Source organism: Ochrobactrum sp. C6C9 (assembly GCF_022627935.1).
Taxonomy (GTDB): Bacteria; Pseudomonadota; Alphaproteobacteria; order Rhizobiales; family Rhizobiaceae; genus Brucella; species Brucella teleogrylli.
Genome location: NZ_JABXGB010000010.1, coordinates 23,843 through 49,448 on the forward strand (window position 1 = coordinate 23,843; position 25,606 = coordinate 49,448).

Genomic DNA, 25,606 nt, shown 5'->3' on the forward strand with positions numbered 1-25,606 from the left:
GTCCAATTACAAAATAGGAGATTGCGTGCCGCGTTCGATGCGACGTGAAAGATAGATCATCGGATAGCAGACGATAAAGTAACCGATACCGACGACGCCAAAGACCAGCAGACCGTTAGGAATATTCTGTACGATCATCCAGCCGGAGCGGGTGAGGTCCATGATACCGATCGCGGAAACAACAGAGGAATCCTTGACGAGCAGGATGAATTGTCCAACCAGAGAAGGGCGAACAATACGCAAAGCCTGCGGCATGACGATCAACCGAAGCTGTTGAGCATAGGTGAAGCCCGACGCAATTGCCGCCTCGGTCTGCCCGCGCGGAACCGCCTTGATGCCGGAAGCAACGATTTCACCAATAAAGCACGCTGACAGATTCGAAAGTGCTATCACGCCCGCATTGAATGCAGTGAGTTCAATCCCAATCGTTGGCAGAATGAAGAAGCAGATGAAAACCTGAACCAGAAAGGGCGTGCCGCGAAACAGATCGATATAGAACCCGGTTATCGCTGATAGCCATCGATTTCCGCTGCCGCGAAGCACTCCAAAGATCAGTCCAATCACCATCCCGATGACGAGGGACAGGAGTGACAGCGCAACGGTCATCCCAAGGCCCTTCAGCAGAACGGGCCAGAAGTTCAACAAACGTTCGACTTGAAACCAAAACATATGCGCCTCCTGTTAGCGTTCCGGCATGCGATTGAAACGCGACCAGGTGCCAGCCATTGCCTTGAGCAGATAATAGATCAGCAGGAAGCCCGCAGCTGTCGCTGCAAGCCCTTCAACGGGCATGAAGCGATCAAGCGCGATCTGTTGCCCGACGCGGGTAAGCTCAACGACGGAAATCAGAGAAAGAAGGGACGAATCCTTCACAAGTACGATTGCCTGTCCGATCATCGGCGAAATTGTCGGTCGCACCGCCTGCGGCAGAACGATAAGGCGCATACGCTGCATATAGGTGAAGCCAGAACTTAAAGCCGCTTCGAACTGGCCGCGCGGAATGGAAAGGATGCCCGAGCGAATAATCTCAGCAACATAGGCACCGGAATTGATTGACAGGGCTATGATGCCGATGACCATTTCCGGCAGGATGACGCCGAGACGCGGCAGCCCGAAATAGAGAAAATAGAGTTGCGCGAGCAGCGGGGTTGCCCGGATAAGATCGATATAGGCAATGCCGATCGTACGCAGCCAGCGGGTGGGCTGGATGCTGAGCGCACAAGCAACAATGCCTATGATCATTGCGCCGGTGAACCCGGCTGCCGACAACATCATTGTATTCAGAAAACCCTGCCAGAGATCTGGGAGATATTCCGAAATGACCCGTATGTTCAGATTGCCAAACATGTCTCACCGGTTGGATTCAATTTTTGATCAAAGGTGCGGAACGGAATGGTTCCGCACCTCTGTCGGTATCAGTGGTCAGCTTGCCACTTGTTTGAATTGACCCAATAATCCATGTTTTCTTTCAAACGGCCATCGAGCGTCACGTTGTCAAGAAACAGGTTCGTCCAGATCATCAGGTCCTGAGAGTCGTAGCGCACTGCATAGGCAAGCGGTTCTGCGCTAAGCATTTCCGGAAAGACTTCAAATGTGCCTTCAGGATAGTTCTGCACCTGGGCCGCGACCGCCGTGTTGTCGTTTACACCGCATTGGGCTTGGCCGGATGCAACCGCGTCAAGAACCACCGTACCGCCGCCTTTGAACGCCTTCACGGTCGCTTCTGGGAAGTATTTCGGCATGTTCTTTTCCGCAGTCGATCCGAGAATGACAGCGACCGTCGTTCCGGGCTTTTTGCAGTCTTCCACACTCTTGAAGTCGCCGCCTGCAGCGGTGAAAGCAACAGTGCCGACGTGAATCCATGGCTTGGTGAACGCAACCTTGGTCGCACGGCTCATCGTGGCGGTCATATCTGCTGCCAATATGTCAGCCTTACCGGAAAGGAGCGCCGGGATGAGTCCATCCCAATCGAAATCGAGATATGTTACCTTAACGCCCATTTCCTTGGCCATCAGTTCGGTCAATTCAATGGCGCTTCCTGTCCGCTTACCGTTCCTGTCCATGAAGGAATAGGGTGGGCCCTGGGTTTGAACCGCAACGCGCAGTTCGCCGCGGGCGAGGATATCGTCAAGTGTTCCAGCGTGCGCTGTCGTGGTCTGCGCAGCTGCTCCCATGAGCGCAACAAACATTGCAGACGCCATGAGTGCATTGATTTTCTTCAACATTTTGTTTCAGTTCTCCCTCGTTAGGCAATAGTCGGTCGTCTCCGCGCAAGGCGGCCAAATAGAACGGTCATTTTGGTGGCGGATTATTGAGCCTGCTTGTCGCTCTCTTCGTCTTCCCATACACCGCGCGGCAGGCTCAGCCACTTATTATGGGATTTCATGACAACGAAGGTTTCGCTGCCTTGAATTGTTCCTGGCTCTGCCAGTCCGGGCAGCAACTCACTCGTCACCCGGTATAATTCTTCCATATCTCCCTCGAACATCACTTCGCAAAGAATGTCGTATCTGCCGGTGACGATACTTACGGAAGTGACGAAAGGCAGCTCGGACATCTTTCGCGCGATTTCGTCGAGACGGCCCTGTCCATTAGCGTGAATGCCCATCATCGCGACGACAAGCTCGGGACGCTCCGAAACGTTCACAACGCCGGAAATCTTGAAAAGCTTATTCTCGATAAGGTTTTTCAGTCGCGCCCTAATTGTGGGTGGGCTGAGCTCAAGCCGCTCGGCGATCTGGTTGGCGCCATCGCGTGCGTCGTCTGACAGAAGCTTGACGAGCTTCCGATCGATTTTGTCCAGCAATGCACGCATTTACTTAACGCCCCTCTTATTTTGTTGAGGCATAGATATTTCAAAATGACGTGCGGAGTCAACAGAAATTTTCTAATAGAAAAATATTGAGGTTGATTATTTTGGTTTTGGAAAAGTGCAAGGCCTTTCAGTTTGGCGGCTTGCTCATCCCGTTTCATGCGTTGTCGCAGCCATCGAGATGGGGAAGTGCTGATTTTTGTCTGACAAAGCGCGTGTCAGATCATCGAACGACTGAGGCCTCCGTCGATTGGCAATGCCACACCGTTGACATAGCTTGCCGCCTCGCTGGCAAGGAACGCCACAACCTCGCCGAATTCCTCCGGTGTGCCATAGCGTCCGACGGGAATTTCTCGCTGGCTCTCGGCAGCAATGACCGCTGGATCTACACCTCGCTCGGCGGCATCCAACTCGTCCAGACGGGTTGTACGCTCGGTCGCAAAACGGCCCGGCATGACGACATTGACAGTTACGCCATCTCCAGCCACTTCAGTGGCAAGCGTCTTGGCCCATCCCGCGAGGGCAGATCTTAAGGCATTGGATGCAGCCAGATTGGGAATGGGTTCCCGGATGCTTGTCGAGGATACAGCGATGATCCGACCGAAATGACGTTTCCGCATGGCTGGCAGATAGTGAGCGGCGATCTCGATTTGGCTGAGGAACATGCTTCTGATCTGCGTGTTCCAGTAGGCTTCGTCATATCGTGACGCTGCGATTGGGGCGGGGCCGCCGCCATTCAGAAGCAGGATATCGATGCTGCCAATGGCATTGTCCACATTTTCCATCATTCTGGTGACACTGGCAGCATCGGTTAGATCGCAGGTGAACGACTTCACCGAACCAGCATGTGTGCCAAGGCGCTCTTCCGCTGCGCGCATGGCGACCTTGTCCCTACCGACGAGTGCAACATTCACGCCGCGCCTTGAAAGAGCCTCTGCAACGCCCAAGCCAAGTCCTTTGTTTCCACCCAGAAGAAGTGCAGTCTGCTTTCTGTGATTCATTTTGATACTCGAACTCTGGAACTGGTGATTGATCTGACTGCATTGACGATCACGGCGATATGTTCATCGGTAGTGCTCAAATGTACGGAGGCTCGAAGTAGTTCCGAAATCCCGCGTATCGACATGTCGTAAGGCGTGTAGCCCGTTCCGTTCATGCCGATGTTGATGCCCATATCAGCGAGATGTTGTTTTACAGGCGCGCAAGGAAAGCTATCAATTACAAAGGTGACGGCAGCGCCTTTACTGTCTCCAAGATCAAGTAAATGGACGCCCGGTATTTCACCAAGTGCCCGACGAAGAACGCTCGCTTTGTGATCCAGATCCAGTCGGATGCGGTCCACACCCAAAGCGAGGGTTTGTTCTATTGCTTTCCCGAGACCGAGTTTGAGGGCCACCGATTCCTCACCAAACTCAAAAGCCCGAGCGCTGTTTGCCACCAAAACGTTTCCGGTGCTCAAGGTTGAGGACAGGTTGTCGATGCTACGCGGCACGATTTCTGCTGCAAGGCGGGGAGAAATATAGGCCAATGCCGTTCCGCGCGGCCCGCGTAGAAATTTCCGCCCGCACGCGATCAGAGCATCACAGCCTAATTCGGCAACATTGATCGGCACCTGTCCAATTGCCTGACTGGCATCGATGATAAAAAACGCTGATGAACCGGCCTCACGAATGGCGGCGCCAATCGCGGCCGCAGGATTGATCAATGCGCTTCCTGCTCCAATCCAGGTAAGAGCGACAATGCGCACCTCCGATGAGAGGTTTTCAAGGAGCGCAACGGGGTCCACAGCGCTCGTATCATCCGAAGCCATCAAGGAGAGCGAAGCGCCGCTCAAATCTGCGGAGCGTTGCAGGCATAAAACATTGCCAATCCATTCCTGACGGCTGACAACAATCTTGTCGCCGGCAGATAGCGGTATCGAAGCAATCAGGTTGCCATAAAGCTGGCCATGGCTGGTTCCGAAGGCGACATCCTGTGGCGAGCAGCCCAGCAGTTGTGCTGCCGCCTGATAGGTGTTCTGGATGGCATCGGATGCAAACGCACCAGCCTCCATCGGACCGCGTTCCGCTTCGACGCGCAGATGATCAACGACCGCTTGAACCGTTTCGGCGGATGGCAGCCCCGCGCCGCTATGATTGAAATGCACGACGGACATTTGCAGGTCCCTTGATCAACGAATGTGAAAAACGGCTTCAACTTCGACTGGCACGTTGGCTGGCAGCCCCGCCACGCCAATGGCACAACGCGCATGCTCGCCGCGTTCGCCGAAAACCGCGTTCATGACCTGCGAGGCGCCATTGCCGATCTGCGAATAGGCGGTGAACCCGGGCACGGCATTGACGAAGACCGTAAGCTTGGCCAGCCGGACGACGCGATCAAGATCGCCATCGAGAGCTGCATTCGCCCAGAATATGACATTCGCGGCGCAAAGTTTCGCGCTCTCGAGTGCGGTTTCTATATCAATATCGCGACCGACCTGCCCGACATAAGCAATGTCGCTGCCCTTTTCGGGTATCTGGCCTGAAACATAGAGAAAATTATCGACTTTCGTTGTTGGCGAGAAGGGCAAATCAGGCCGGGCTAGATTGGGCCAGTCGATACCGCAAGCAGCCAATTTATCTTTATAGTGGGACATGTGATGCTCCATTTCCTGGTTTCTGGTGTGATATTGCCAAAGGCCTCGCCCCTCGTGTACCCTTATAATTATTAGTGAGGTATAAGGATTCATTATGGACGCGAGTTACGATCTCAGACTTCTCAGGATGTTCATCGCCGTTGCCGAAACGGGCGCCTTGAGTAAGGCAGCGGATCGTCTTGCGCGCACACAGGCTGCCGTCAGCATGCAATTGCAGCGGATAGAAAAGGAGCTGGACAGGGAACTGTTCACGCGATCCTCGCGCGGGGTTTCTCTGACTGAAGCTGGAGAGGCCTTTCTGACTTATGCGCGGAGGGTCATTGCGCTCACCGAGGATATGCAGCGTGGATTGCTCGATAAGAAACTGGTGGGTCGTATTCGGCTGGGGCTCTTCGAAGATCTCGCCGTCACGCGTCTGCCAGGCGCGATTGCTCAGTTCCGGCAGAAACATCCTTCGGTTGACATTGAGCTCAGTTCATCCAATTCGGCGCAGCTTGCGCGCTCCTTTCATGAAGGGCAGACCGACATTGTTGTCGCCGATCCCGCTCGGTTCGCTCTACCGCCGCTCAGTTTCATATCCTATCAACTGGTCTGGTGCGCAAGCCGATTGCTCGACGTGGACGAAAAGAACCCGCTTCCCGTCGTTCTTTTTGAAACATCCTGTTCGTGGCAGGACCGGATGATCGCGTCCCTCGCAGAAGCAGGCATTGCATGGACCGTTGGCTGTCGCGTGAAAAGTTTACCCGCCATGTTAACGGCTTTGCGGGGAGGGTTGGGCGTTGGGGTGCTGTTTTCCGAAGCAGTCCCATCAGATTGCCAGACTATCAATGGAAGATACAACCTGCCCATAGCGCCGATCGCCGAATTTGGCATATACACAGTCGATGCCCCTTCACCGCTCATCAGCGAACTCGCGAAAGCACTGGAGACGCTATCATAACGTCTCGAAGCTGAAAGCTCGGCGGAAGGATAACGCAATATCACGCCTGACGGCTGTCGAACTCTGCCTGGAGATGCCGGATCGTATCCATATGCTCAACCGTCCAGTGATAGAGGCTCGCGAAGGGTGCCTGTAGTGAACGCCCCAGTGGGGTCAGGCATATGCTTGCAATGAAGGAATGGGGGGAAAGCTACATCGAAGAGAGGCACATCGTGTCCTAGACTAACCGCAATCATTTGATTTGGAGTACTACCAGAATACAAACATTGCGACGGCAGCTGCCGCCATCGCGACGGTCGCAATCCATCCGAACAATCTTGTTGCAAAACCTATCGTGAATTTGCCCATTTCATCGCGCCTGCTCGCTACGATCATCATGGCCGCCATTATTGGAACCGCGACGATACCGTTGACAACCGCGCTCCAAAATAATGCGGCAATAGGGTCGATGGACGAAATCGCAATCGCAACTCCCACTAGGAAAGCCAGTGCGATTACGCCGTAGAATCCAATCGCTTCCCAGGGCTTGTTCGCCAGACCGCATTTCCAACCTTGGGATTCGCCAAAGGCGTAGGCGACCGAGCCCGCAAGCACAGGTAACGACAAAAGCCCAGTTCCAATAATCCCCAAACTGAAGATGAGGAAAGCAAAATCGCCTGCCAATGGCTTGAGGGCTTCGGCGACCTCGGCTGCGGAATTGACCTCGGTCTTTCCCGCCGCATGCAGGGTTGCTGCTGTGCTCATGATGATTGCGATAGCCACAATATTAGAAACAGCCATGCCAGCGAAAGTATCGATACGAATACGTTTCAGTTCCTTCTTTGCTTCTGCGGGATTTTTACGAAGCGGCTGCTCATCTTCTGAATTGTCGATTTCTTCTACCTCCTGAGAGCTTTGCCAAAACAGGAGATATGGGCTTATGGTCGTTCCGAAAATGGCAACGATCATCGTGAGGCTTTCGCCTTGGAGCGGAAAGTTTGGCCAGAAAAAGCCTTTTAAAGCTGCCCACCAGTCGACATTCGCCACGAACAATACTGCTACATATGCAAGTAAAACGAGTGTAAGCCACTTGAGATAGCGAGCATATGTTTCGTAGGTTATGAAGAGTTGCAATCCGAGCGATAAAACCCCAAAAGCTAACGTGAACACGACGGGAGAGCCGTTTGTCACCAGACTGGCGGCTGCGCCCATGGCGGATAGATTGGCACCCATATTGATGGTGTTGGCGATCAGTAGCAGCCCAACAAGCGAAAGCAGCGCCCAGCGGGGAATGATTTCGCACAAATTTGCAGCGAGCCCCTTACCGGTAACTCTACCAATCCGGCCGCTGACCAGTTGGATCGCTGTCATAAGCGGAAACGTAAACAACATGCTCCACAGCATGTTGTATCCAAACTGGGCACCTGCTTGCGAATAGGTTGCTATGCCGCTCGGGTCGTCATCCGCTGCGCCGGTAATAAGGCCAGGACCCAGCTGCTTGAAAAGCGCTGCGCGACGCCAGCGTGGGAGTGTTTGATTGATGTCCGAAGATGAATCATCACTTGCGTCTTTGGGCACGACCATATCCTAATCCATGGACACCATAGGAATCCTATGATTTTCGCTGGGTCGAACAATTGGCGGGCAAATTTGTTCCAATGCCGGATCGCTTGTGATGCCATGAACATGCAGGAACAAAGGCAATCGCTTGCGGTTGGGAAGAGCGGCTTTGAGCCGCTTTGACGTGACGTCTGCGGTACATGCGAGATTGAGGCATATAGGATTGAGCCACGAAGAACTGGATATAATTGCTGAGAAAGCGCGTGTTCGCTATCTAAAAGCTCGCAATCTTCTCATTCTGGAAGCAGCGATTGCGGCTCTGTTGGACACTGAAACGCCCCATGAAGCTGCCGCTATTTTGCGAGAGCAGGCTGATCTGCTGACCCGCTATCTATAACGTATCCCACAATTTGTCGTCGATTATCCGGCTGAGCGATAACTCCGATTGTCCATCTGTGTTAATTCAGCAAACCAGAATGGCTGTTCGTCCGGAATCTCTTGATAAATCCGAAGCCTATGGCAAATCCTTTCAGGCAGATAAGTCAATTTGTCGGGGCAATGTCGAATGGGCGATTTGAGACAGCTGAAGTTCGGTTTTCTCAGACAATGCGTTTTCGGTGCAGAGACGGCGTCAACCAAAATCGACTGTGGCAAACGTCGGTTGGCGAGTACAACCGCGCTCGGTCGGATTTTCTGCGCGCTCATGGTTTCTGCGACAGTTATCGGTTCGCCCTTGATGGTCAGAAATGCTGATGCACAACAGCAATCCGGGACTGGTGGGGCAGGTGGAGCTGAAGGTACGCCGCCGTCGCATTACGATGCGAAAGGCAACCCGGGTGGGCAGGGATTGGGCGCTTCCGCTACATCGGGCGGTGGCGGCGGAGGAGGAGGTGCCGGTGGCGCCGCGGGCGGTGTCCATAATGGCAATCATGCTTCCTCGACAAGTGGCGGCGCCGGTGGCGAGGGTGCAAGAAAAGCTTATGGCGGCGCTGCGGGCATCAACGGTATTTTCGGATATTCAGGAGTTTCAGCGCCCGATGTTCTCGTGGTGCACGGCTTCGATGGCGATAGCGGCAAGCCCGGCGAGGGTGGGAAAAAGGGGCAAGGCGCTTTCGCCACCGGCAATGGCGCTTCGGGCGGAGGCGGTGGTGGCGGTGGGGGTGGTGGGAACGGCGCGATCTTCACCGATTCCGTGACGACGCTTTCCGGCCAGACCTTCATCGGCGGCGCGGGTGGGGCTGGTGGTGGTGGCGGGCAGGGTGGCGATGGCGTGACGGTATGGAACGTTTTCACCGTTACGCCCGGCGAGGGTGGCAGTGGCGGTGGCGGTGGCGGCGGTGGTGGTGGTGGTATCGGCATTTCCACATCGTCCGACCTCACAGTCAGCAACGGCAGCACCATTATGGGCGGCAATGGTGGGGCAGGTGGTGCAGGCGGAATTTCTGGTATGCACGCCGACGAAAACACTAGTGGCAGCGTGATGGTTTGCGAGGACGATGAGGGCGAAATTGAATGTTCAAGCCCCATATCGCTCCCATCTGCTCCCTACGATACCCTGACAACAGGTGGCGGACGTAGCGGTAATGGCGGCGGAGGCGGTGACGCTATCAGCTCCTTCGGCCAGTCTACGATCGCGATCGAAACAGGTGTTACCGTAAAAGGCGGCGATGGCGGAAACGGCGGAGCGAGCCTTCCGGGTGGCAATACAGCTTCTGATGGTGGCGATGGCGGTCGTGGTGGAAATGGTGTTACCGCGACGGCAACGGCTGCTGCGGTTTCGAATGCGGGCACGATTACAGGTGGAAACGGTGGTGATGGCGGTCGCGGCGGCGGTGGTGCAGACACTGGTGGCAATGGCGGCCGTGGCGGTGATGGTGGCATTGGCGTTTCCATGGCCGCGGGGGGCACACTGACCAACAGTGCCGGTGCAAATATTACGGGCGGCAATGCAGGGGCGGGCGGAAAAGCGCCTTCGACGCCGTCGTCGCCACCTTCCTGGTGGTATAATGGCTCCGACGGACAATCTGGTGCTGCCGGTGTGGGGGTCTATTTCTCTTCGGGCGACGCAACCCTTTTCAATGCCGGAACGATTTCCGGCGGCGTCAATCAGGACGGTTCGCGTGCCGCCGCCGTGCAATTCAGCGGTAGCAATAATACGCTGGTTCTGGGGCCCGGTTATGCCTTCAGCGGCAAGGTCGTCGCGGATAAGAACGGCCAGAACACTTTGGTTTTTGGTGGGGCTGGTGCGGCCCAGTTCGACCTGACCGGTTTTGAAAAAAGGTTTCAAGGATTCGATGCGCTCGAAAAGCGTGATACCAGTACGTGGACTTTGACCGGGTCGCCCGAAACATTCAACGGTAACCTCGGCATACATGGCGGCACGCTGGCCCTGATTTCGGGCGCGCAACTGAATGCCGAGAATGTTGTTGTAGGGTCTGCTCAGGGCGAAACGGCATCCGGGCAAGTAAGCGGCATCGGCACTAGTCTTAATGTCAGCGGAACTTTGTCGGTGACGGGCTATGGCAACGACTCACTTGGCATAGCGAATGGCGGCAGGGTGAATGTTGGTGGAGACGTCGTTGTGGGCGACACGCCATCCGTTGTTGCCGGCCCAGAAAACTCATTGACTGTCAGCGGAGCAGGATCAAGCCTTCATGTCGGTGGCGCCGTCAATATCGGTGATCTGCTTTCCATCACTGAGGGCGGCGTGGCGCATGGCGGTCAGTTGATGCTTGGGACGGGCGATCCCGGCAGCAACACAGCGCGGGTCCTGGTGGACGGGGCCGGTTCGCTTCTGAATATCGCCGAAGTCAATGTGGGCTATGCCGGTATTGGAACACTGACCGTTTCCAATGGTGCACGCATTGGCCTGGCGGCAGGCGGCAGCATCGTGCATGTTGGACAGAACGGAGCGCAGGGTACAGTGAATATTGGCGCAGCTGCGGGCGAGACAGCGGTCGCAGCCGGAACGATCTACAGCACCATAGTGCTCGGTAGTCAGGGAACGCTCAACCTCAATCATGATACCGCTGGCTACCGCTTTGATACGACGGTGCAGGGCACTGGCACAATCAATTTTCTGGGCGGTGAAACCACAATCATTGGTCCGCGATTGGCCCAGTTCGCCGGTCAGTCGACCGTTTCCAACAGCAGTGTCGTGCTGAAAAGTTCGGCTGTTGTCGGAGGCACGATCACAGTTAATGCAGGCGGGGCGATCAGCGGTTCCGGCACATTGGGCAACACCACGATCAACAATGGTGGCAAGATCGCACCGAGCTTGCAATCACCGTTGACGGTTAATGGCGACTTGACGCTTCAAAGCGGTGGCACATTTGTCTATGGGTTCGGCGCCTCCAATGGGGAGAAGGCGGCGTCCATTCAGGTTAACGGCGATCTGGCGTTGAACGGCGCGACGCTGAAGGTCGATGGAAGTTCGACCAGTTCGCTGCTCGGCTATCATCGCATGATTTCCTATAGCGGCAGCCTGACGGAATCCAATGGCGGTTTGATAGTCGGCGAGACGCCGGCTACCGGTCCCATCGCGTATAATTATAGCATTGAAAACGCGCCGAACGCCGTGGACCTTCTGGTCTCAGCCAACGGCCTCAATATTCTTCAGACCTGGGGCGATACCGGCACATGGTCCGCAACAGAACAGAACTGGTACGATCCTGTCGGCGGTAATCCTTCGCTTCTTTCCCAATGGGGAAGCGGCTACGCGGTTTTCCGCGGTGCTGGGGGCACGGTCACGCTGGATGGAACGCAAACAGCCGTCGGGCTCCAGTTCGCAGGCGGTGACTATACGATCACGGGTGGCGCGGCCCTCAATCTCACCGGCTATTCGGACAATGTCATAACCATAGCCGTGCCGGAATTGCGTGTGCTGGCCGGTGAAACCGCAACTATCGCATCGACGATTACAGGCAGCGACGGGCTGGAGAAAACCGGCGACGGCCTGCTTGTTCTGTCGGGTTCCAACAGCTATTCCGGTGATACGATCATCAGTGCGGGAATATTACAAGTTTCTGCCGCGAATAATCTGGGACAGGCCACCAATGGTCTGACGATCAACAATGGCACGCTGCAGACGACTGGCGCACTCTCGCTCGCCAGCTTCGTGTCATTGGGCGGTGAAGCGGCATTCGACGTGGCGTCAGGGACCCAACTGCAACTGAGCGGAAGTATTTCCGGCGCGGGTTCGCTGACCAAGCAGGGCGATGGAACATTGCTCGTCGGAAATGCGGCGAATAGCTGGTCCGGCGGCACGCTGATCGAGGCTGGCACGCTCCGTATGGCGGCCAATACACCCGGCGCGCTGCCGAACATGACCGATTATCTGATGACAGGCGGCACGCTAGATCTCAACGGCAATGCGCTCACCATACGTTCCTTGTGGGGAAGCGGCGGCACCATCGCCATCGACAATGCGAGTCTCACCGTCAATCAGGGCGGTGATACGGTTTTTGCGGGCGACATCACCGGCGCGGGCGTCAATAGCAGACTGACCAAGGATGGCGACGGTATTCTGGTCCTGACAGGCAATAACAGTTTTCAGGGCGAGGCCAATATTCTCGGCGGCACGCTTGCGATCTATGAAGCGCAGAATATCGGCACCGGTTCGGCGACCATTCAGATCAGTGACGCGGCGCTGGCGACGCTCGGCAATATCACTCTCACGCGGGATGTGGAACTGTCCGGCACGGCCACGATCGACACATTGCTGGGAACAGCGCTCGACCTGTCGTCCGATGTCTCGGGCAGCGGAGCCTTGTACAAGGAGGGGGCGGGTTCGCTCATTCTCAGTGGCGAGGCCACCCATGGTGGAGGCACGACCATTGCCAATGGTTTCCTCCAGATTGGCAATGGTGGCGCAACGGGTTCGATTGCGGGAAATATCGTCAATAATGGCGGTCTCGTATTCAACCGGCAGAACAGCTACGCCTATTCGGGGATGGTTTCGGGTGCAGGCGCGCTGTTTCAGGCAGGCGTGGGCACGACGGTTCTGACCGGCGACAACAGCTATACCGGCAATACGTTCATTTCTGATGGCACATTGCAGATCGGTGACGGCGGAACGACAGGCTCCATCATCGGTGGGATTTTGAACGAAGGGGTTCTGACAGTCGCCCGGTCGGACAGTTACAGTATCGAAGGCCTAATCGTCGGAACTGGTTCGTTCGTGCAGGCCGGGTCCGGTACGACCATCCTTGCAGCCGACAACGCCTATTATGGCGGAACGACCATCGCCAATGGTGTCCTGCAACTCGGCACAGGCGGCAATTCCGGCTGGATCGAAGGCAGTGTCGTGAATAATGGCGCACTTGTCTTTAACCGTTCGGATGCGGTGCTTTTCTCCGGCGATATCAGCGGTAGTGGTGGGGTAAACCAGATCGGGTCAGGCGCCACAATCCTGTCAGGTTACAACAGCTATACGGGCGGCACCTCTATCACCTTGGGTGCGCTGGTTATCGGCAATGGCGGCACAACCGGCTCCCTTATGGGCAATATCAGCAATAACGGCATTCTGGGCTTCAACCGCTCCGACACAATGACCTATGCAGGTGCGATCAGGGGTACGGGTAGCGTGCAGCAGATCGGCACAGGCACAACCGTTCTGACTGGCAGCAACACCTATACCGGTGCGACGACGATTACCGCCGGACGTTTGCAGATCGGTGATGGGGGTACGTCCGGCTCGATCACAGGTCACGTCATCAATAACGGAACACTGGCGTTTGATCGGTCCGATACCGTGACATTCGACGGAATGGTGTGGGGTGACGGCAAACTGGAGCAGGCGGGTAGCGGCGCTCTCGTTTTAACTGGCCGCAACCAGTATGGCGGCGGCGTCACCGTATCCTCCGGCACGCTGCAACTGGGCGATGGCGGTGAAAACGGCACGCTTGCGGCAAATGTCGAGAATAACGGGCAGTTCGTCGTTAATCGTTCGGGAACTGTTGTGCTGAAAGGCGATATTTCCGGCTCGGGTTCGTTTGAGCAAATCGGCAGCGGCGTGACGGTGCTAGCCGGCAATAACAGCTATGGCGGCGGCACGACGGTAGTGGCCGGTACGCTGGTGGTCGGACTTGGCGAAACGGGAAGCATTGCCGGTAATATCGTCAACAATGGCACGCTCGCCTTCAATCGCTCCGACAATTATGCCTTTTCGGGAGCCATTTCCGGGTCTGGCGCGTTCTGGCAAATCGGTGAAGGCACAAGTGTTCTGAGCGGTAACAACAGCTATTCAGGCGCGACGGAGATTTATGCCGGTCGTCTTGCGGTCAACGGCTCGATTGCGTCTTCATCGCTGGTCACCGTCCATGAAGGCGGTGAACTTGGCGGAAACGGCATGGTTTCCACCACGCATATTGACGGTGGCACGCTTGCGCCCGGCAATTCCATCGGCACGCTGACGGTCAACGGCGACTTGAGCTTCACCGGCGCATCGACCTATGCCGTGGAGGTTTCTGCATCGGACGCCGACCGGGTCAATGTCAGCGGTCAAGCCGATCTGGGCGGGGCGATGGTGGCCGCGACTTTCGCGCCCGATAAATATGTCATGCGTCGCTATACGATTCTGAACGCGGAAGGCGGAATTGGCGACAGCCGGTTCAGCACGGAACTGACGACGGATCTGCCTCAAAGTTTTAGCTCTAACCTGAGCTATGATGCCGATAATGCCTATCTTGATCTGACCTTGAACCTGACTGGCCTCAATGTGAACCAGCGCAATGTCTCTGCGGCGTTGGTCGACTATTTCAATCGGGAAGGTCAAATTCCGCTGGCTTATGGTGGGTTGGATGCGGAAGGCCTGACAGTCGCATCGGGCGAACTGGCGACCGCCGTACAACAGACAACCGTGGATGCGATGAGCCAGTTCATGACGACGCTGACCGATCCGTTGGTGGCGGGTCGAGCGACTTCAGCTACGCGCGATACGTACGACCCGTTTATGGGACGATGGAATCTGTGGGGCGCAGGTTATGGCGCGTCGCGCTCGCTGGATGGCGACAACATCATCGGTTCGCATGATCTGCGCAGCAAGATCAACGGCGTGGCCGTGGGTGCGGACTACCAGCTGTCAACCAACACCTTGCTCGGCTTTGCCGTGGCTGGCGGACATGGCAGTTTCAGTCTCTCCGATGGTCTGGGCAGCGGTGATTCCGATCTGTTCCAGCTTGGCCTTTATGGTCGTCAGACTGTCGGAAACGCTTATTTCAGCGCGGCGCTTGCCTATGGCTGGCAGGATATAGAGACAGAGCGCGCCGCCGCAATGAATGGCGTGGATACATTGCAGGCCGACTATAATGCCAATGCATGGTCGGGCCGTTTGGAAACTGGTTATCGTTTCGATACGCCATGGATCGGGATTACGCCCTATGCCGCCGGGCAATTTGTCAGCTTCAACCTGCCGTCCTATGCCGAAAAGATCGGCGGTGGTCAGGATAGCTATGCGCTGGATTATGCATCGAAACACGAAACAGCCGGTCGCAGCGAACTGGGTTTAAGAGCGGATAAATCCTTTGTGCTCCCTGATGGGGTTCTCACCCTTGCAGGCAGGGCTGCGTGGCTGAGAAACTTCAATAATGACCGTGCCATGACGGCTGTATTTGCAGGATTGCCGGGAGCCGGTTTTGTCGTGAATGGCGCAACCATGCCCCGTGATACCGGGCTCGCCAGTGTTTCAGCGGAAATGCTCTGGAACAACGGGCTGTCATTGGGCGCTGCATTCGATGCCGAATTTTCCGGCAATAGCAGTAACTATGCCGGAAAAGGTACGCTGCGCTACCATTGGTAGCGCCGACGGTCAGGAAGGTTTATGAACGCGGAACCCTAGTCCAGTGGCCCGCGCCACCGCCATTGTAGAAATCAATGTCGAAGCCCTGCACCTGACCCTGATCGAGTTTGAAGACGATGGATGCGAGCGAACCAACCAGTTCGGCCTCACCGACCGGGACAAAGGCGAAAGTGTCGCCGTCCCAATGTTGCAGTGGGAACTGCATTTCCTTCGGACCCAGGACCAGTGTCAGCGTTCCGTTGATCTCCCTGATTTCCGTCTTGCCGAAATAGGCGTTGTCGAAGCTGCCGGTATAATCGTGTAAGGTTTTGGCGGGGACTGGTTGGGCCGGCTTTTCCTTGAAGGACAGGTCGCCTTGCGGTTGGAAAAAGCCTTTCATGGCGCCATTATAGGCGACAAACCAGTCGCGGGAAGATTTGCCGTAAAGTGCAGTGTCGGTGAACTGCGCCACGACAGATTCCGCAGCGCCCACCGGTGCGCCATTCGTCAGGACGATAATGCCGATATCGGCTGATGGCACGATCTTGAAGGCGGTGCCTGCGCCGAGCAGGAAAGCGCCGGAGTGTCCCATGGATGGCCGTCCGCCCAGTTCCGTATTGACGTTGAAGCCATAGCCGTAAAAGCCGGAACGCGCGCTGGTGTCATGTGCCCGCGCGCTGAACGACTGCGGCGAAAGTGCTGGCAAGAGCGCGTCTTCGGTGATCATTCGCTTGCCCTTGTATTCGCCATTGGCGAGCAGCAGTTTTAGCCACTCCGCCAGATCAATGACATTGGATGAGACACCGCCAGCTGGCGCCTGTTCATCCGCATTGCGTTGCCCGAGCGGCAGAAAAGCGTCATTTTGATAAACATGCAATGCGGCGCGGTTGTCATGGGCCGTATAATCGGCATAGCGATAGCTGGTCGATTTCATGCCAAGCGGCTTCAGCAGCTGCTCATAGGCGAGTTTTTCCCACGGTTCACGCGCCGCTGCGGCAACGGCTTCCGCGCCGATGGTCGTACTGAAATTCGCATAGTGATAAGAGGTGCGGAACGGATCGAGCGGCAATTGCTGCAAGCGGGCAATGACACCGTTGCGCTTGAAGCCTAAATCTTCCAGATCGTCACCCGCCGTACCCGGCAGGCCGCTGCGGTGTGCAAAGAAATCCCCGATTGTTCCGTTTTCAGAAACATAGTCATTGGCGAGCTTGAAGCCGGACAGGTGTTTTGCCACCGGGTCGTCCCATGCAACCGTGCCCTTTGACACTTCAATGGCGGCGACCGTCGCAGAAAGCGACTTGGAAATAGAGGCAATCTGGAAAACAGTCTCGGCATCGACCGCGGCCTCTTTGCCGACCTCGCGTTTGCCATAACCCTTGGCGAAAACGGTCTTGCCGCCGCTCACGACAGCAACCGCCATGCCGGGAACGTGGCTGCGTTTCATGATGTCGGCAACAATCTGTGGCAGAGCCTTTAGGGCTTTCTCTGTGCTGCCCTTTGGAATCTGTATCGCGTCGGCAGCCGGATTTGGCTGGTTCTGTATGGAAACCGACTGCGAGAGGGCTGCTGTCGAGCAGCCAAGTGCAAGCAGGAAGGCAAGGATGATGGACGATGTTCTGGTTCTCATGACTGCCTTAAAACCCCGTTTGATAAGCGATGCGGAAAACGCCCTGATTGATATTCAGCGACTGGTCGCGCTGATGAATCAGTCCTGATTGCAGAATGATGCCGATGGGCGTGACATAAGTGACCGTGCCGGCTGCGCCCCAGTCCCAATCGGATTGAAGCCCGTATTGCGCCAGCTTTTCATCTTCGCCGGATAGTTTGCGCAGCGCGGTTGTCGCCGTGAACTGCCAGCGGTCATAAGACAGCGAGAGAGATGTCACGCCATTGCCGTTGGAAACCGGCGCGCCACGAAAGGCGCTTGAAAAGGTCGCCTCGTTAAACCAGCTCAGGTTCCACTTATCGGTGAGCGCCGTGTCATAGCGCAGCCGGGCTGAAATCGTATTGGCGCTTTCGCCATAGCCCGGTTCAGCCTCCAGGCGTCCGATATCGACACCGCCGGACGTTTTCTTCAGGCCGGGGAGATTGCGGAAGTCATAGGACAGGATGAACGAGTTCAGATCGTTACTGAACGCTGGCGGTTGTCCGCGCGTGGGCGAGATAAAACCGTCATCGAAGGTGAGACGGCGGCTGAGAGCCGAATCGTCACGTTTAAACACCAGGCCGGCGAAGGAATGCGCGCCCATATTCTCTGTGTTGAACGTGTAGCGCGCGCCAAGCCCGATCGAGCCGTTATATTGAAAGTCGTCGGTATAACCGTTGTAGAGTCCGTCAATCGCATGCCAGCCGTCACCAAAACCCATATCCATCTTGCCGCCATAGAGCGCAAAATTATCGGACGTATAGGACGCAAACAGGTTTTTCAGCGTGAAGCCGAGATCGGAGAAAGCGTTGTCCTCCGTCGCCTCGACGGAGGAATCAAAGGTGATTTTCGACAGAACGGAAAACCGCTGTGACAATTGCCAAACGAGTGCGGCTTCCGCTGTCGGCTGAACACTGTTCCAGTGCGAACGCGGAATCTGGCCGTTCTCGTCCTTGATGCCAAAATAGCCGGTATAGCCAGTCATGAACAATAACTGACCGTTAAGCTTCGGATAATCACCCGCAGCATCCGCATCGCCCAATTTGCTATAGGGCGTGAGAAATATCTCTGTCTTGAAGATATCCCGTTTCTCTTGAGCAAAAGCCCCCGGCGCTCCAATGCCGAGAGCAAATGCAGCGCCGAGCAGCGCGCAGCGCGCGTTCATCATCGCGCCAGTTCGGCTGCCAGTTCGCGTACTTGCGAATGGATATTCTCGAACATGGCGAAGTTCACGCGGCTGGCCACAACAAATATTCCGAGCTTGCGGTTCGGCGACAGAACCACATAGCTCATAAAGCCGCCGAGACCGCCACTTTTGCCAAGCAGGAACGGAGTTTGGTTGCTAGGCAGGGTGGCGACCCAGCCAAGACCCATGCCATCGCCAGCGGTGACTTCGGTGCCCACCACATGCTTCAACCCGTCATAGGGAAGCCACAGTGTATGATCGAGCAGGGCGTCTTCTCGCAACTGACTGGCACCATCGAGATGCCAGCGCATCCAGCGCACCATGTCTTCGGCGGACGTGTAGATACCGGCGCTTGCATACATGATGTCGGGAACAGGGCTGTTCGCGTCCGGCTTGTCGAGCGGATCAAGCCCCGTCATCAGGCGTTTCTTCTGCTCGTCGCTCAGCACATTGGTTGTGTCGGTAAGACCAGCCGGTTTCAGCACTTCGTTGGCGAGAACCGTGGAATAATCCGCACCGCCAGCCTTGGCGAGTGCGTCACCCAGAAGGCCGTAACCGAGATTCGAATAAATCGTCGTGGTTCCCGGCGCATAGGCAGGCTGATTGCTGCCCATCCACTTCCAGTAATAATCGCGATCGAAAGCGGCGAACGGGTTATCTGTGATTTTGGTGTCCGGGTTCGGCAGTTCGCGCGGCAAACCTGCCGAATGCGTGGCAAGGTCCAGCAGCGTGATCGGACGGCCATTGACTCCGACCTTGGCGCCCTCAGGTGCATATTTTTGCAGCGGGTCGGTCAGCTTGAGTTTGCCCTTGGCGGCAAGCGCGGCCAGCAGATCGCCCGCGAAAACCTTGGAGAGGGATGCAATGCGGAAGATCGAACGCGTGTCCGGTTCAGTATCGTTGCCCGGTGCAGTTTCACCATAGGCCTGAATGACGCTGTCGTCGCCCTGTACGACCGCAATGATAAGGCCCGGTGCACCAGAGTTCAGAAAAAGCTGCATGCCCGCCATGGAGACGGCATCTTTCAGGGCGAGGTCTTCTGCCTTCGCCTTGCTGCTGGCGGTGAAGATAAGACTGGTGGCGACCAGCGAGACAGTTGTGAAATAGGCTAGCATCCGTGACGACATGCGGGAACCCTCATAGAACCGTTGGGGAGGACGTTCTGATGCATGCACCATCCAAGAAATTGCGGGAATGACAATATTCCAAGGATGAAACGACGTGCCGGTTTGACGAATGACATGTCGCCAAAAGCGTAACGGACACAAAGCGCTAGGCGCTATATTCCCATGCGTTCGCGCAGTTGTCTTCGGTAGGAGCGCGAGACGGGCCATGCCTGATCGACAGCGCGCATCCTGATCTGCCACTTGTCGATTTTTCTGCGATCCACATCGACAACATGCAGCGTGTTGACGAAGGCGGTTCTGTGTATGCGAAGAAAGATTTTCGACGGCAGCAGGCTGGACCACATGCCGAGCGAGCGTGAATCAAGCAGCATAGACCCGTCTTCGAGCCATATTTCGCTGTAATTGCCCGCCGAGCGCACCCCGACGATGATTTCCGGCTGGACGCCGCGCACGACGCCGCGATTGCTGAGATAGACGAGGGGTGCTGTGCTTTCCGCAGCGATTGATTTTTCGGACGCTCGATTGGTCGAATATTTGGCTTGCCCAATCAGATTGGCGCACTGAAAGAGGGCGTTGACTTCGCTTGCCGACCAAATCTTGTTTGCGACGGTCGTATCGAAGCCGATGATGCCCCGCAGTTTATCATCGTAAAAAACCGGCACGCTGAGCACACTTTTGTTGCTCTGGCGCAGGAATTCAACCTGAATCGCCCGGGCGGTCCGGGGCAGGTCGGTAACATCGTGGACGGCAACTGCATGTCCCAGCATCAGATATTTGTGCAGCCAGGCAATGAGGGTGGTCGGTGTTTCCTGAAGCTCAGAAATATAGGCTTTTGTCTGGCCCCGGCACCATTCATGGGTGTTGCAGAAGCGGAGCAGGTCGGGCCGATATTCGATCATCCAGGCCCGGTCGGCGTTCGATGCATCGCCCATCAGAGCGAGTTGTTCGGATATAGCGTCGTTGACGGGATATTTGAGCAGGCTCATGCCGCAAAGGTAAGGCCAGTCCAGTGTAGCGCTACGCGCAAGATCAGCCTTTACGTGTATCCTGTAGGAGCCCGTTACCTCTGACAATTCAGTATGAAGCATGGACTTCCCTCCGCGTAGCCGGGAATCAAGTGAAATACCAGTACAGGATCTGGCTATCCGACCCAGTCGTCGAACTGTTGGTGGGCAAACAGCGCTTTTCCATCCGAGACGACTAAATCAGCTAACCTTATCATTACTGAAAAGCCATTGCCAAGTTGCTAAGACTGTACAGTTGCTGTGTGTCACGAGCGAAAAAACATTATCTCGTGGGACAGTGGATTTCAGCACGCCAAACGTCTATTGAGTGAGTTCCTCCGACCAGATTGATCACGCAATGAAGATCGCTTTCCATTCGCCGTTGAAATCGCCGTACCATCCGGTTCCGTCCGGAGATCGGCTGATGGCCAGGCTATTAGTCGCGGCTCTGGAGCGTGCAGGACATGAGGTTGAAGTTATATCGGAACTCCGCAGCTTCATGACGGCCCCGTCACTCGAAGTCCTTGCGGAGCTGGAAAGACAGGCCGAGCGGGAGATCGCAAGGATTTCAGCGCTTTGGAAGCATGAAGCCGTGCCGGATCTGTGGCTCACATATCATCCCTACTACAAGGCTCCCGATTTGCTCGGACCAACGCTTTCAGCGTCTTTCAGCATACCTTATGTGACGGGAGAAGCATCGTACTCGGCAAGGCGTAACACGGGGCTCTGGACCGAGATACAGCAAGGGCTGCTGAAAACTCTTGAACAGGCCGCAGTCAATATCTGCCTGACCAACCGCGACCGGAGGGGATTGCAAGAGGTGTTGCCCGGAGCCCGCTTCGCGATGCTGGCGCCATTCATCGATTGCGCGATGTTTACAGAAACGGTGCCCTGTCCAAAGCCGGATAGGCTGGTAACGGTGGCGATGATGCGCAGCGGCGACAAAATGGAGAGCTATCGGATGCTGGCAAGGTCGCTGTCACTGCTTGATGATATTCCGTGGTCACTCTCCATTGTCGGCGATGGCGCCTGTCGGGCAGAGGTCGAGACGTTGTTTGCTCATTTCGCGCCGGAAAGAATCCAGTGGCACGGGAAACTGGAACCGTCTGACATTGCAACATTGTTCGCGCAGAGCGCTCTGTACGTGTGGCCGGGATGCGGCGAAGCTTATGGGCTTGCTTATCTGGAAGCACAGGCGGCTGGCTTGCCCGTTATCGCTCAGGCTATTGCCGGGGTGCCTGAAGTCGTGCGCGATGGGCGCACCGGCATTCTCACGCCACCGGGCGACATTGACGCCTATGCTGACGCGATACGCTTAGTGCTGGCGAATGCCGCGATGCGCAATGATATGGCTTTTGCAGCGCTACAGTTCGTGCGGGACGAGCGGTCGCTGGAAGTGGCGTCCCGACGTCTTGACGATATTCTCAAACAGCATGTGGGCATTTTATAATGGTGACTGACATCTGGGAGCCGCTGAACCGCGAATTGGATCGATGGTATGAAGCTGGCAAAGTCGCAGACTTTTGGCTGCGTGATGACGATGCCGTCGCTCCCACACCGGCCTTGACGCAACTGCTTGATCTGAGCGCACGCCATTCGGTTCCGGTCGCGCTGGCCGTGATCCCCGAAACCACTGGACAGCCGCTTGCAGAGTATCTTGGCAACCGGCCGCTGGTGACGGTGGTTGTTCACGGCTGGTCGCACAGCAATTTTGCGGGCGACGGTGAGAAGAAGCAGGAACTTGGCCCACACAGGCCAATTGAAGTGGTCACAGCGGAATTGACGGCTGGTTTAACCCGTCTTGAGGCACTCCATGCTGGACGCTTTGTCCCCGTTCTGGTGCCGCCATGGAACCGCATTGCGCCGTCCTTGGTGGACATACTTTCCGGTCTTGGATATTGCGCCCTGTCGGTTTTCGGAGCGGAGAAAGAAGGTTCACTGCCGATGATCAACACCCATGTCGATCTGATGGACTGGCATGGAACACGGGGCGCCCGTGATCACGCGGCGCTGATTGACGATATCGTTCGTCGTCTGCAGGTGATGTTCGACGGTGGCGGGAGCATGGGCTTTCTAACCCATCATCTGGTCCACGATGAGTCCGCTTGGCAGTTTATCGAGGCGTTATTCGCACAAACAGCATCTCATCCTGCCAGCCGCTGGATTGCACTACGGGATATGCACATTCAGCTTCAGGCTTAGACGTCGAAAGCCTGGCCTTCCCGGGCCGAGAAGGCGCCAGCAAACTCACTCGCGGCCTGTCGATCAATCGCCTCGAGTTCCGCGTCTGTACGCAGCGGCGAATGGTGGATGAAAGCAACGTTTTTTGCGCCCGCTGCTTTGGCGAGCCGGATGGCATGCTGCCAGGAAGAGTGCCCATAGCCAACATGCCGCGGCATTTCCGCGTCGGTATAGGTGGTGTCGTAGAGGAAAAGGTCTGCGCTCTGGATCAGATCCAAAACGGCGGGATCAAGAATGCCGGGTTCATGCTCTGTATCGGTGATCAGCGCTACCGAACGACCTCCCCATTGCACCCGATAACCGATGGCACCGCCGGGATGATTGAGCCTTCCGGTCTTAATCTCAACACCGGGATGGGGCTGCAGAATGTCGCCGGGTTTAAAATCCCGGCAGATCATTTTCGCGGGACAGACATCTATTTCAACGGGAAACCAGGGGGGGCGAATAAATTCCGAGACAATCTCGCTTGTGCTCATCTTGCCATACATATGCCCGGACCAGAGTTCCACCGCAGAGCCGGCATCAAAGAGTGGAGCGAAATAGGGCAGACCGATAATGTGGTCATAATGACAATGTGAAAAGAACAGGTTGAAATTGGAAATGCCGTCCGCGAGCAATGATTTTCCTGCGGGTAGCAGGCCAGATCCGGCATCGAACAACAATCTGTGTTCACCGCATTGCATTTCTATGCAGACAGTATTGCCGCCATATCGCTGGAAATCCGGTCCGGAAACCGGAAGGCTGCCCCGCACTCCCCAAAAACGCACCCGAAACACTGTATCCCTCTTCTTTCCGCCGTCGTGCAATTCATGGCATGTTAGCCATGCGGCGAAGCATATGCGAGTACCGAATCTACGTTACTACGAAATATCTAGCACTCTTGTCAGTGATATGAAGCGTGAGACGATGGAAAGGAAATTTCTAGAGGATGGCATCCGAACTCCCGTCTATCGCCGTGATTGCCGACGCGCATTTTCACGATATTTTTGGCGACTATGGCAATGCTGGGGTCACAGTGAGCGAACGGGCTATGGCGTTGCGCCCATTCGCCAACATGGTGCGTTCGACACGAGTGTTCAACGAGAGTTCCGCAGCATTGCCCTACGCGTTGGATGATATAGCTGCCCGAGGAATCCGCCACGTTGTCCTTCTGGGCGACTATTCGGATGACGGCCAGCTGATGACGATGGCAACGCTGCAGAAACTTCTTGACGATTACGCAAGGCGCTTCGGTATGCAGTTCTACGCAGCGCCCGGCAATCACGATATTTTTGGCCCCGGCGGGAGGCATCGGTCAAAACGCTTTTTGAATGCTCGCGGCGGCCATGACTTGGTGACCAGCAATCCGGCGCGCAGGGCCGCTCCTGATGACGATGCGGTGATTATCAGCGAGAGCATGTATTGCGCGGGCTATCCAGAGGGGCTGCGTTCGCTGGGCGATGTCGGGTTTTTCCGAAAACCGGACTATCTGCATTGGGAGACCCCTTTTGGCATTGACGATCATCCATCGGCGAGAGAGTTCGAAATCCGCTCGCCTGATGGCGCGACGGTTCGCAGGCTGATGGACGCTTCCTATCTCGTCGAGCCATTCGACGGTGTCTGGATGCTGATGATCGACGCCAATGTGTTTGTGCCGGTGGATGGAGAAACCGGCGATGATGAGGGGGCGTTCGCGGACAGCACCGATGCCGGTTGGAATGCCATGCTGGTACACAAACGCTTTATTCTGGACTGGATACGATCGGTCACGGATCGGGCCCGGACAATGGGAAAGACGGTCATCGCATTTTCCCATTATCCGGTACTTGATCCACTGGACGGCACGCGGAACGACGAACTGGCCGTGCTCGGGCAGACGAGCCTTATGGGACGCATCCCGGAACTGGAGGTCGGCCATGCCCTGATTAATGCCGGTGTCCGCCTGCATTTCAGTGGGCATTTGCATGTCAACGACACTACTCGCCTTCGAAATGCCGACGGCTTTCTGTTCAATGTGTCCGTTCCCTCGCTGGTCTCTTTCCCCGGCGCCTACAAGATCGTTCGCATTGAGCCCAATCGGCTGCACATAGAGACGATTAGCATTGACGATATGGCGCTGGACGCTGGCATTCTCCGTCAATATGCGGACGAAGTGGAAAGAGATAAGGTTAATCCCGGCGCGTTGCTTAGTGCCGTCAATTACGGAGATTTCCTGTCGAAGCATCTGGCGCATCTTGTCGGCAGGCGATTTTTGCGCCGGGAATGGCCGGAGGCGCTCGCGGAAGCCGTGAAGACCCTTGGACTATTGGATCTGGCAGCTCTGGCGCGGGTCGAACGCCCCATCTCCGCCGGTGCGCTTGCCGATATTAAGGCAGTCATTGCTGATTGTGATATCCAGCAACAGCTGGCGATTTCCGCCACGGGACATGGACTTGATCCTGTCTCGTTGTCGCGGATTGACGTCATGACTTTTCTGGGCGACTGGTATCGCGTCCGGATGGGGAGTGAGCTTGGGCTTCACGCCATAACAGCGCCACGTCTTGCCGCTTATAAATGGGTATCGGGCATTTATGCCCGCCGTATCGATACAATGGCAGTTGGATCGATACAGGAATCCCTCGGTAGGCTTTTTCGGATGTTTGATTGTTTCATCTCCGGTTTGCCGTCACGAAACTTTGCCATTGATCTCACAACAGGCGAGATACAGCCGTGATGACCAGC

Annotated in this window: 19 protein-coding genes; 6 read left to right on the top strand and 13 right to left on the bottom strand. The window is 56.0% G+C overall.

The window, feature by feature from the left end; genetic code table 11:
• Positions 1–6 precede the first annotated feature (6 nt).
• The 7 genes from HWD97_RS09920 to HWD97_RS09950 all read right to left on the bottom strand — a co-directional run bounded on the left by HWD97_RS09920 (position 7) and on the right by HWD97_RS09950 (position 5,447).
• Positions 7–669, bottom strand: coding sequence for an amino acid ABC transporter permease (locus HWD97_RS09920; RefSeq protein ID WP_121537662.1), 663 nt, complete (start codon positions 667–669; stop codon positions 7–9).
• 12 nt (positions 670–681) lie between these two features.
• The gene (locus tag HWD97_RS09925) at positions 682–1,347 is read right to left on the bottom strand and encodes an amino acid ABC transporter permease (RefSeq protein WP_109366157.1); all 666 of its coding nucleotides are present in this window, start codon (positions 1,345–1,347) and stop codon (positions 682–684) included.
• A 68-nt stretch (positions 1,348–1,415) separates the two neighbouring features.
• Positions 1,416–2,225 (bottom strand): ABC transporter substrate-binding protein, encoded by an 810-nt coding sequence (locus HWD97_RS09930; protein WP_171317717.1) that lies wholly within the window; start codon positions 2,223–2,225, stop codon positions 1,416–1,418.
• 83 nt (positions 2,226–2,308) lie between these two features.
• Positions 2,309–2,815 (bottom strand): Lrp/AsnC family transcriptional regulator, encoded by a 507-nt coding sequence (locus tag HWD97_RS09935; RefSeq protein ID WP_109366156.1) that lies wholly within the window; start codon positions 2,813–2,815, stop codon positions 2,309–2,311.
• A 215-nt stretch (positions 2,816–3,030) separates the two neighbouring features.
• The gene (locus HWD97_RS09940; RefSeq protein WP_121537664.1) at positions 3,031–3,813 is read right to left on the bottom strand and encodes an SDR family oxidoreductase; all 783 of its coding nucleotides are present in this window, start codon (positions 3,811–3,813) and stop codon (positions 3,031–3,033) included.
• The gene (locus tag HWD97_RS09945) at positions 3,810–4,967 is read right to left on the bottom strand and encodes an aminotransferase class V-fold PLP-dependent enzyme (RefSeq protein WP_121537666.1); all 1,158 of its coding nucleotides are present in this window, start codon (positions 4,965–4,967) and stop codon (positions 3,810–3,812) included. Before HWD97_RS09945 ends, HWD97_RS09940 begins: the two co-directional genes overlap by 4 nt.
• A gap of 15 nt (positions 4,968–4,982) precedes the next feature.
• The gene (locus HWD97_RS09950) at positions 4,983–5,447 is read right to left on the bottom strand and encodes a RidA family protein (RefSeq protein WP_167836061.1); all 465 of its coding nucleotides are present in this window, start codon (positions 5,445–5,447) and stop codon (positions 4,983–4,985) included.
• A gap of 94 nt (positions 5,448–5,541) precedes the next feature.
• On the opposite strand from HWD97_RS09950, the gene HWD97_RS09955 reads away from it, so the two are divergent.
• Positions 5,542–6,387, top strand: coding sequence for a LysR family transcriptional regulator (locus HWD97_RS09955; protein WP_109366152.1), 846 nt, complete (start codon positions 5,542–5,544; stop codon positions 6,385–6,387).
• A 249-nt stretch (positions 6,388–6,636) separates the two neighbouring features.
• On the opposite strand, the gene HWD97_RS09960 is transcribed toward HWD97_RS09955, so the two are convergent.
• Positions 6,637–7,950 (bottom strand): Nramp family divalent metal transporter, encoded by a 1,314-nt coding sequence (locus HWD97_RS09960; protein WP_121537670.1) that lies wholly within the window; start codon positions 7,948–7,950, stop codon positions 6,637–6,639.
• Positions 7,951–8,149: 199 nt separating this feature from the next.
• On the opposite strand from HWD97_RS09960, the gene HWD97_RS09965 reads away from it, so the two are divergent.
• Both HWD97_RS09965 and HWD97_RS09970 read left to right on the top strand, forming a co-directional pair.
• Positions 8,150–8,323, top strand: a complete 174-nt coding sequence (locus HWD97_RS09965) for a hypothetical protein (RefSeq protein ID WP_167836062.1) — start codon at positions 8,150–8,152, stop codon at positions 8,321–8,323.
• Positions 8,324–8,587: 264 nt separating this feature from the next.
• Entirely contained in the window at positions 8,588–15,724 is a 7,137-nt protein-coding gene (locus tag HWD97_RS09970; protein ID WP_371834979.1) for an autotransporter-associated beta strand repeat-containing protein, read from the top strand.
• A gap of 19 nt (positions 15,725–15,743) precedes the next feature.
• On the opposite strand, the gene HWD97_RS09975 is transcribed toward HWD97_RS09970, so the two are convergent.
• The 4 genes from HWD97_RS09975 to HWD97_RS09990 all read right to left on the bottom strand — a co-directional run bounded on the left by HWD97_RS09975 (position 15,744) and on the right by HWD97_RS09990 (position 20,749).
• Positions 15,744–17,330 (bottom strand): serine hydrolase, encoded by a 1,587-nt coding sequence (locus HWD97_RS09975; RefSeq protein ID WP_371834980.1) that lies wholly within the window; start codon positions 17,328–17,330, stop codon positions 15,744–15,746.
• 7 nt (positions 17,331–17,337) lie between these two features.
• Positions 17,338–18,516 (bottom strand): hypothetical protein, encoded by a 1,179-nt coding sequence (locus tag HWD97_RS09980; RefSeq protein ID WP_235942833.1) that lies wholly within the window; start codon positions 18,514–18,516, stop codon positions 17,338–17,340.
• A complete protein-coding gene (gene ampH / locus HWD97_RS09985) occupies positions 18,513–19,661 on the bottom strand; it encodes a D-alanyl-D-alanine-carboxypeptidase/endopeptidase AmpH (protein ID WP_371834981.1) in 1,149 nt (382 codons plus the stop codon). Before ampH ends, HWD97_RS09980 begins: the two co-directional genes overlap by 4 nt.
• Before the next feature lie 152 nt (positions 19,662–19,813).
• Positions 19,814–20,749, bottom strand: a complete 936-nt coding sequence (locus HWD97_RS09990) for a LytTR family transcriptional regulator DNA-binding domain-containing protein (protein ID WP_171317712.1) — start codon at positions 20,747–20,749, stop codon at positions 19,814–19,816.
• A gap of 274 nt (positions 20,750–21,023) precedes the next feature.
• Between HWD97_RS09990 and HWD97_RS09995 the strand changes: the two genes are divergently transcribed.
• Both HWD97_RS09995 and HWD97_RS10000 read left to right on the top strand, forming a co-directional pair.
• On the top strand, positions 21,024–22,115 hold the full coding sequence (locus tag HWD97_RS09995) for a glycosyltransferase family 4 protein (protein ID WP_371834982.1): 1,092 nt from the start codon (positions 21,024–21,026) through the stop codon (positions 22,113–22,115).
• Positions 22,115–22,867 carry a polysaccharide deacetylase family protein gene (locus HWD97_RS10000; RefSeq protein ID WP_371830803.1) on the top strand — a complete coding sequence of 251 codons (753 nt, stop codon included), beginning with the start codon at positions 22,115–22,117 and terminating at the stop codon, positions 22,865–22,867. Before HWD97_RS09995 ends, HWD97_RS10000 begins: the two co-directional genes overlap by 1 nt.
• Here the strand turns inward: HWD97_RS10000 and HWD97_RS10005 are convergent.
• Positions 22,864–23,682, bottom strand: coding sequence for an MBL fold metallo-hydrolase (locus HWD97_RS10005; protein ID WP_235858927.1), 819 nt, complete (start codon positions 23,680–23,682; stop codon positions 22,864–22,866). The genes HWD97_RS10000 and HWD97_RS10005 overlap by 4 nt on opposite strands.
• A 152-nt stretch (positions 23,683–23,834) precedes the next feature.
• On the opposite strand from HWD97_RS10005, the gene HWD97_RS10010 reads away from it, so the two are divergent.
• Positions 23,835–25,598: a metallophosphoesterase gene (locus HWD97_RS10010; RefSeq protein WP_371834983.1), complete on the top strand. Its 1,764-nt coding sequence runs from the start codon at positions 23,835–23,837 to the stop codon at positions 25,596–25,598.
• Positions 25,599–25,606 lie beyond the last annotated feature (8 nt).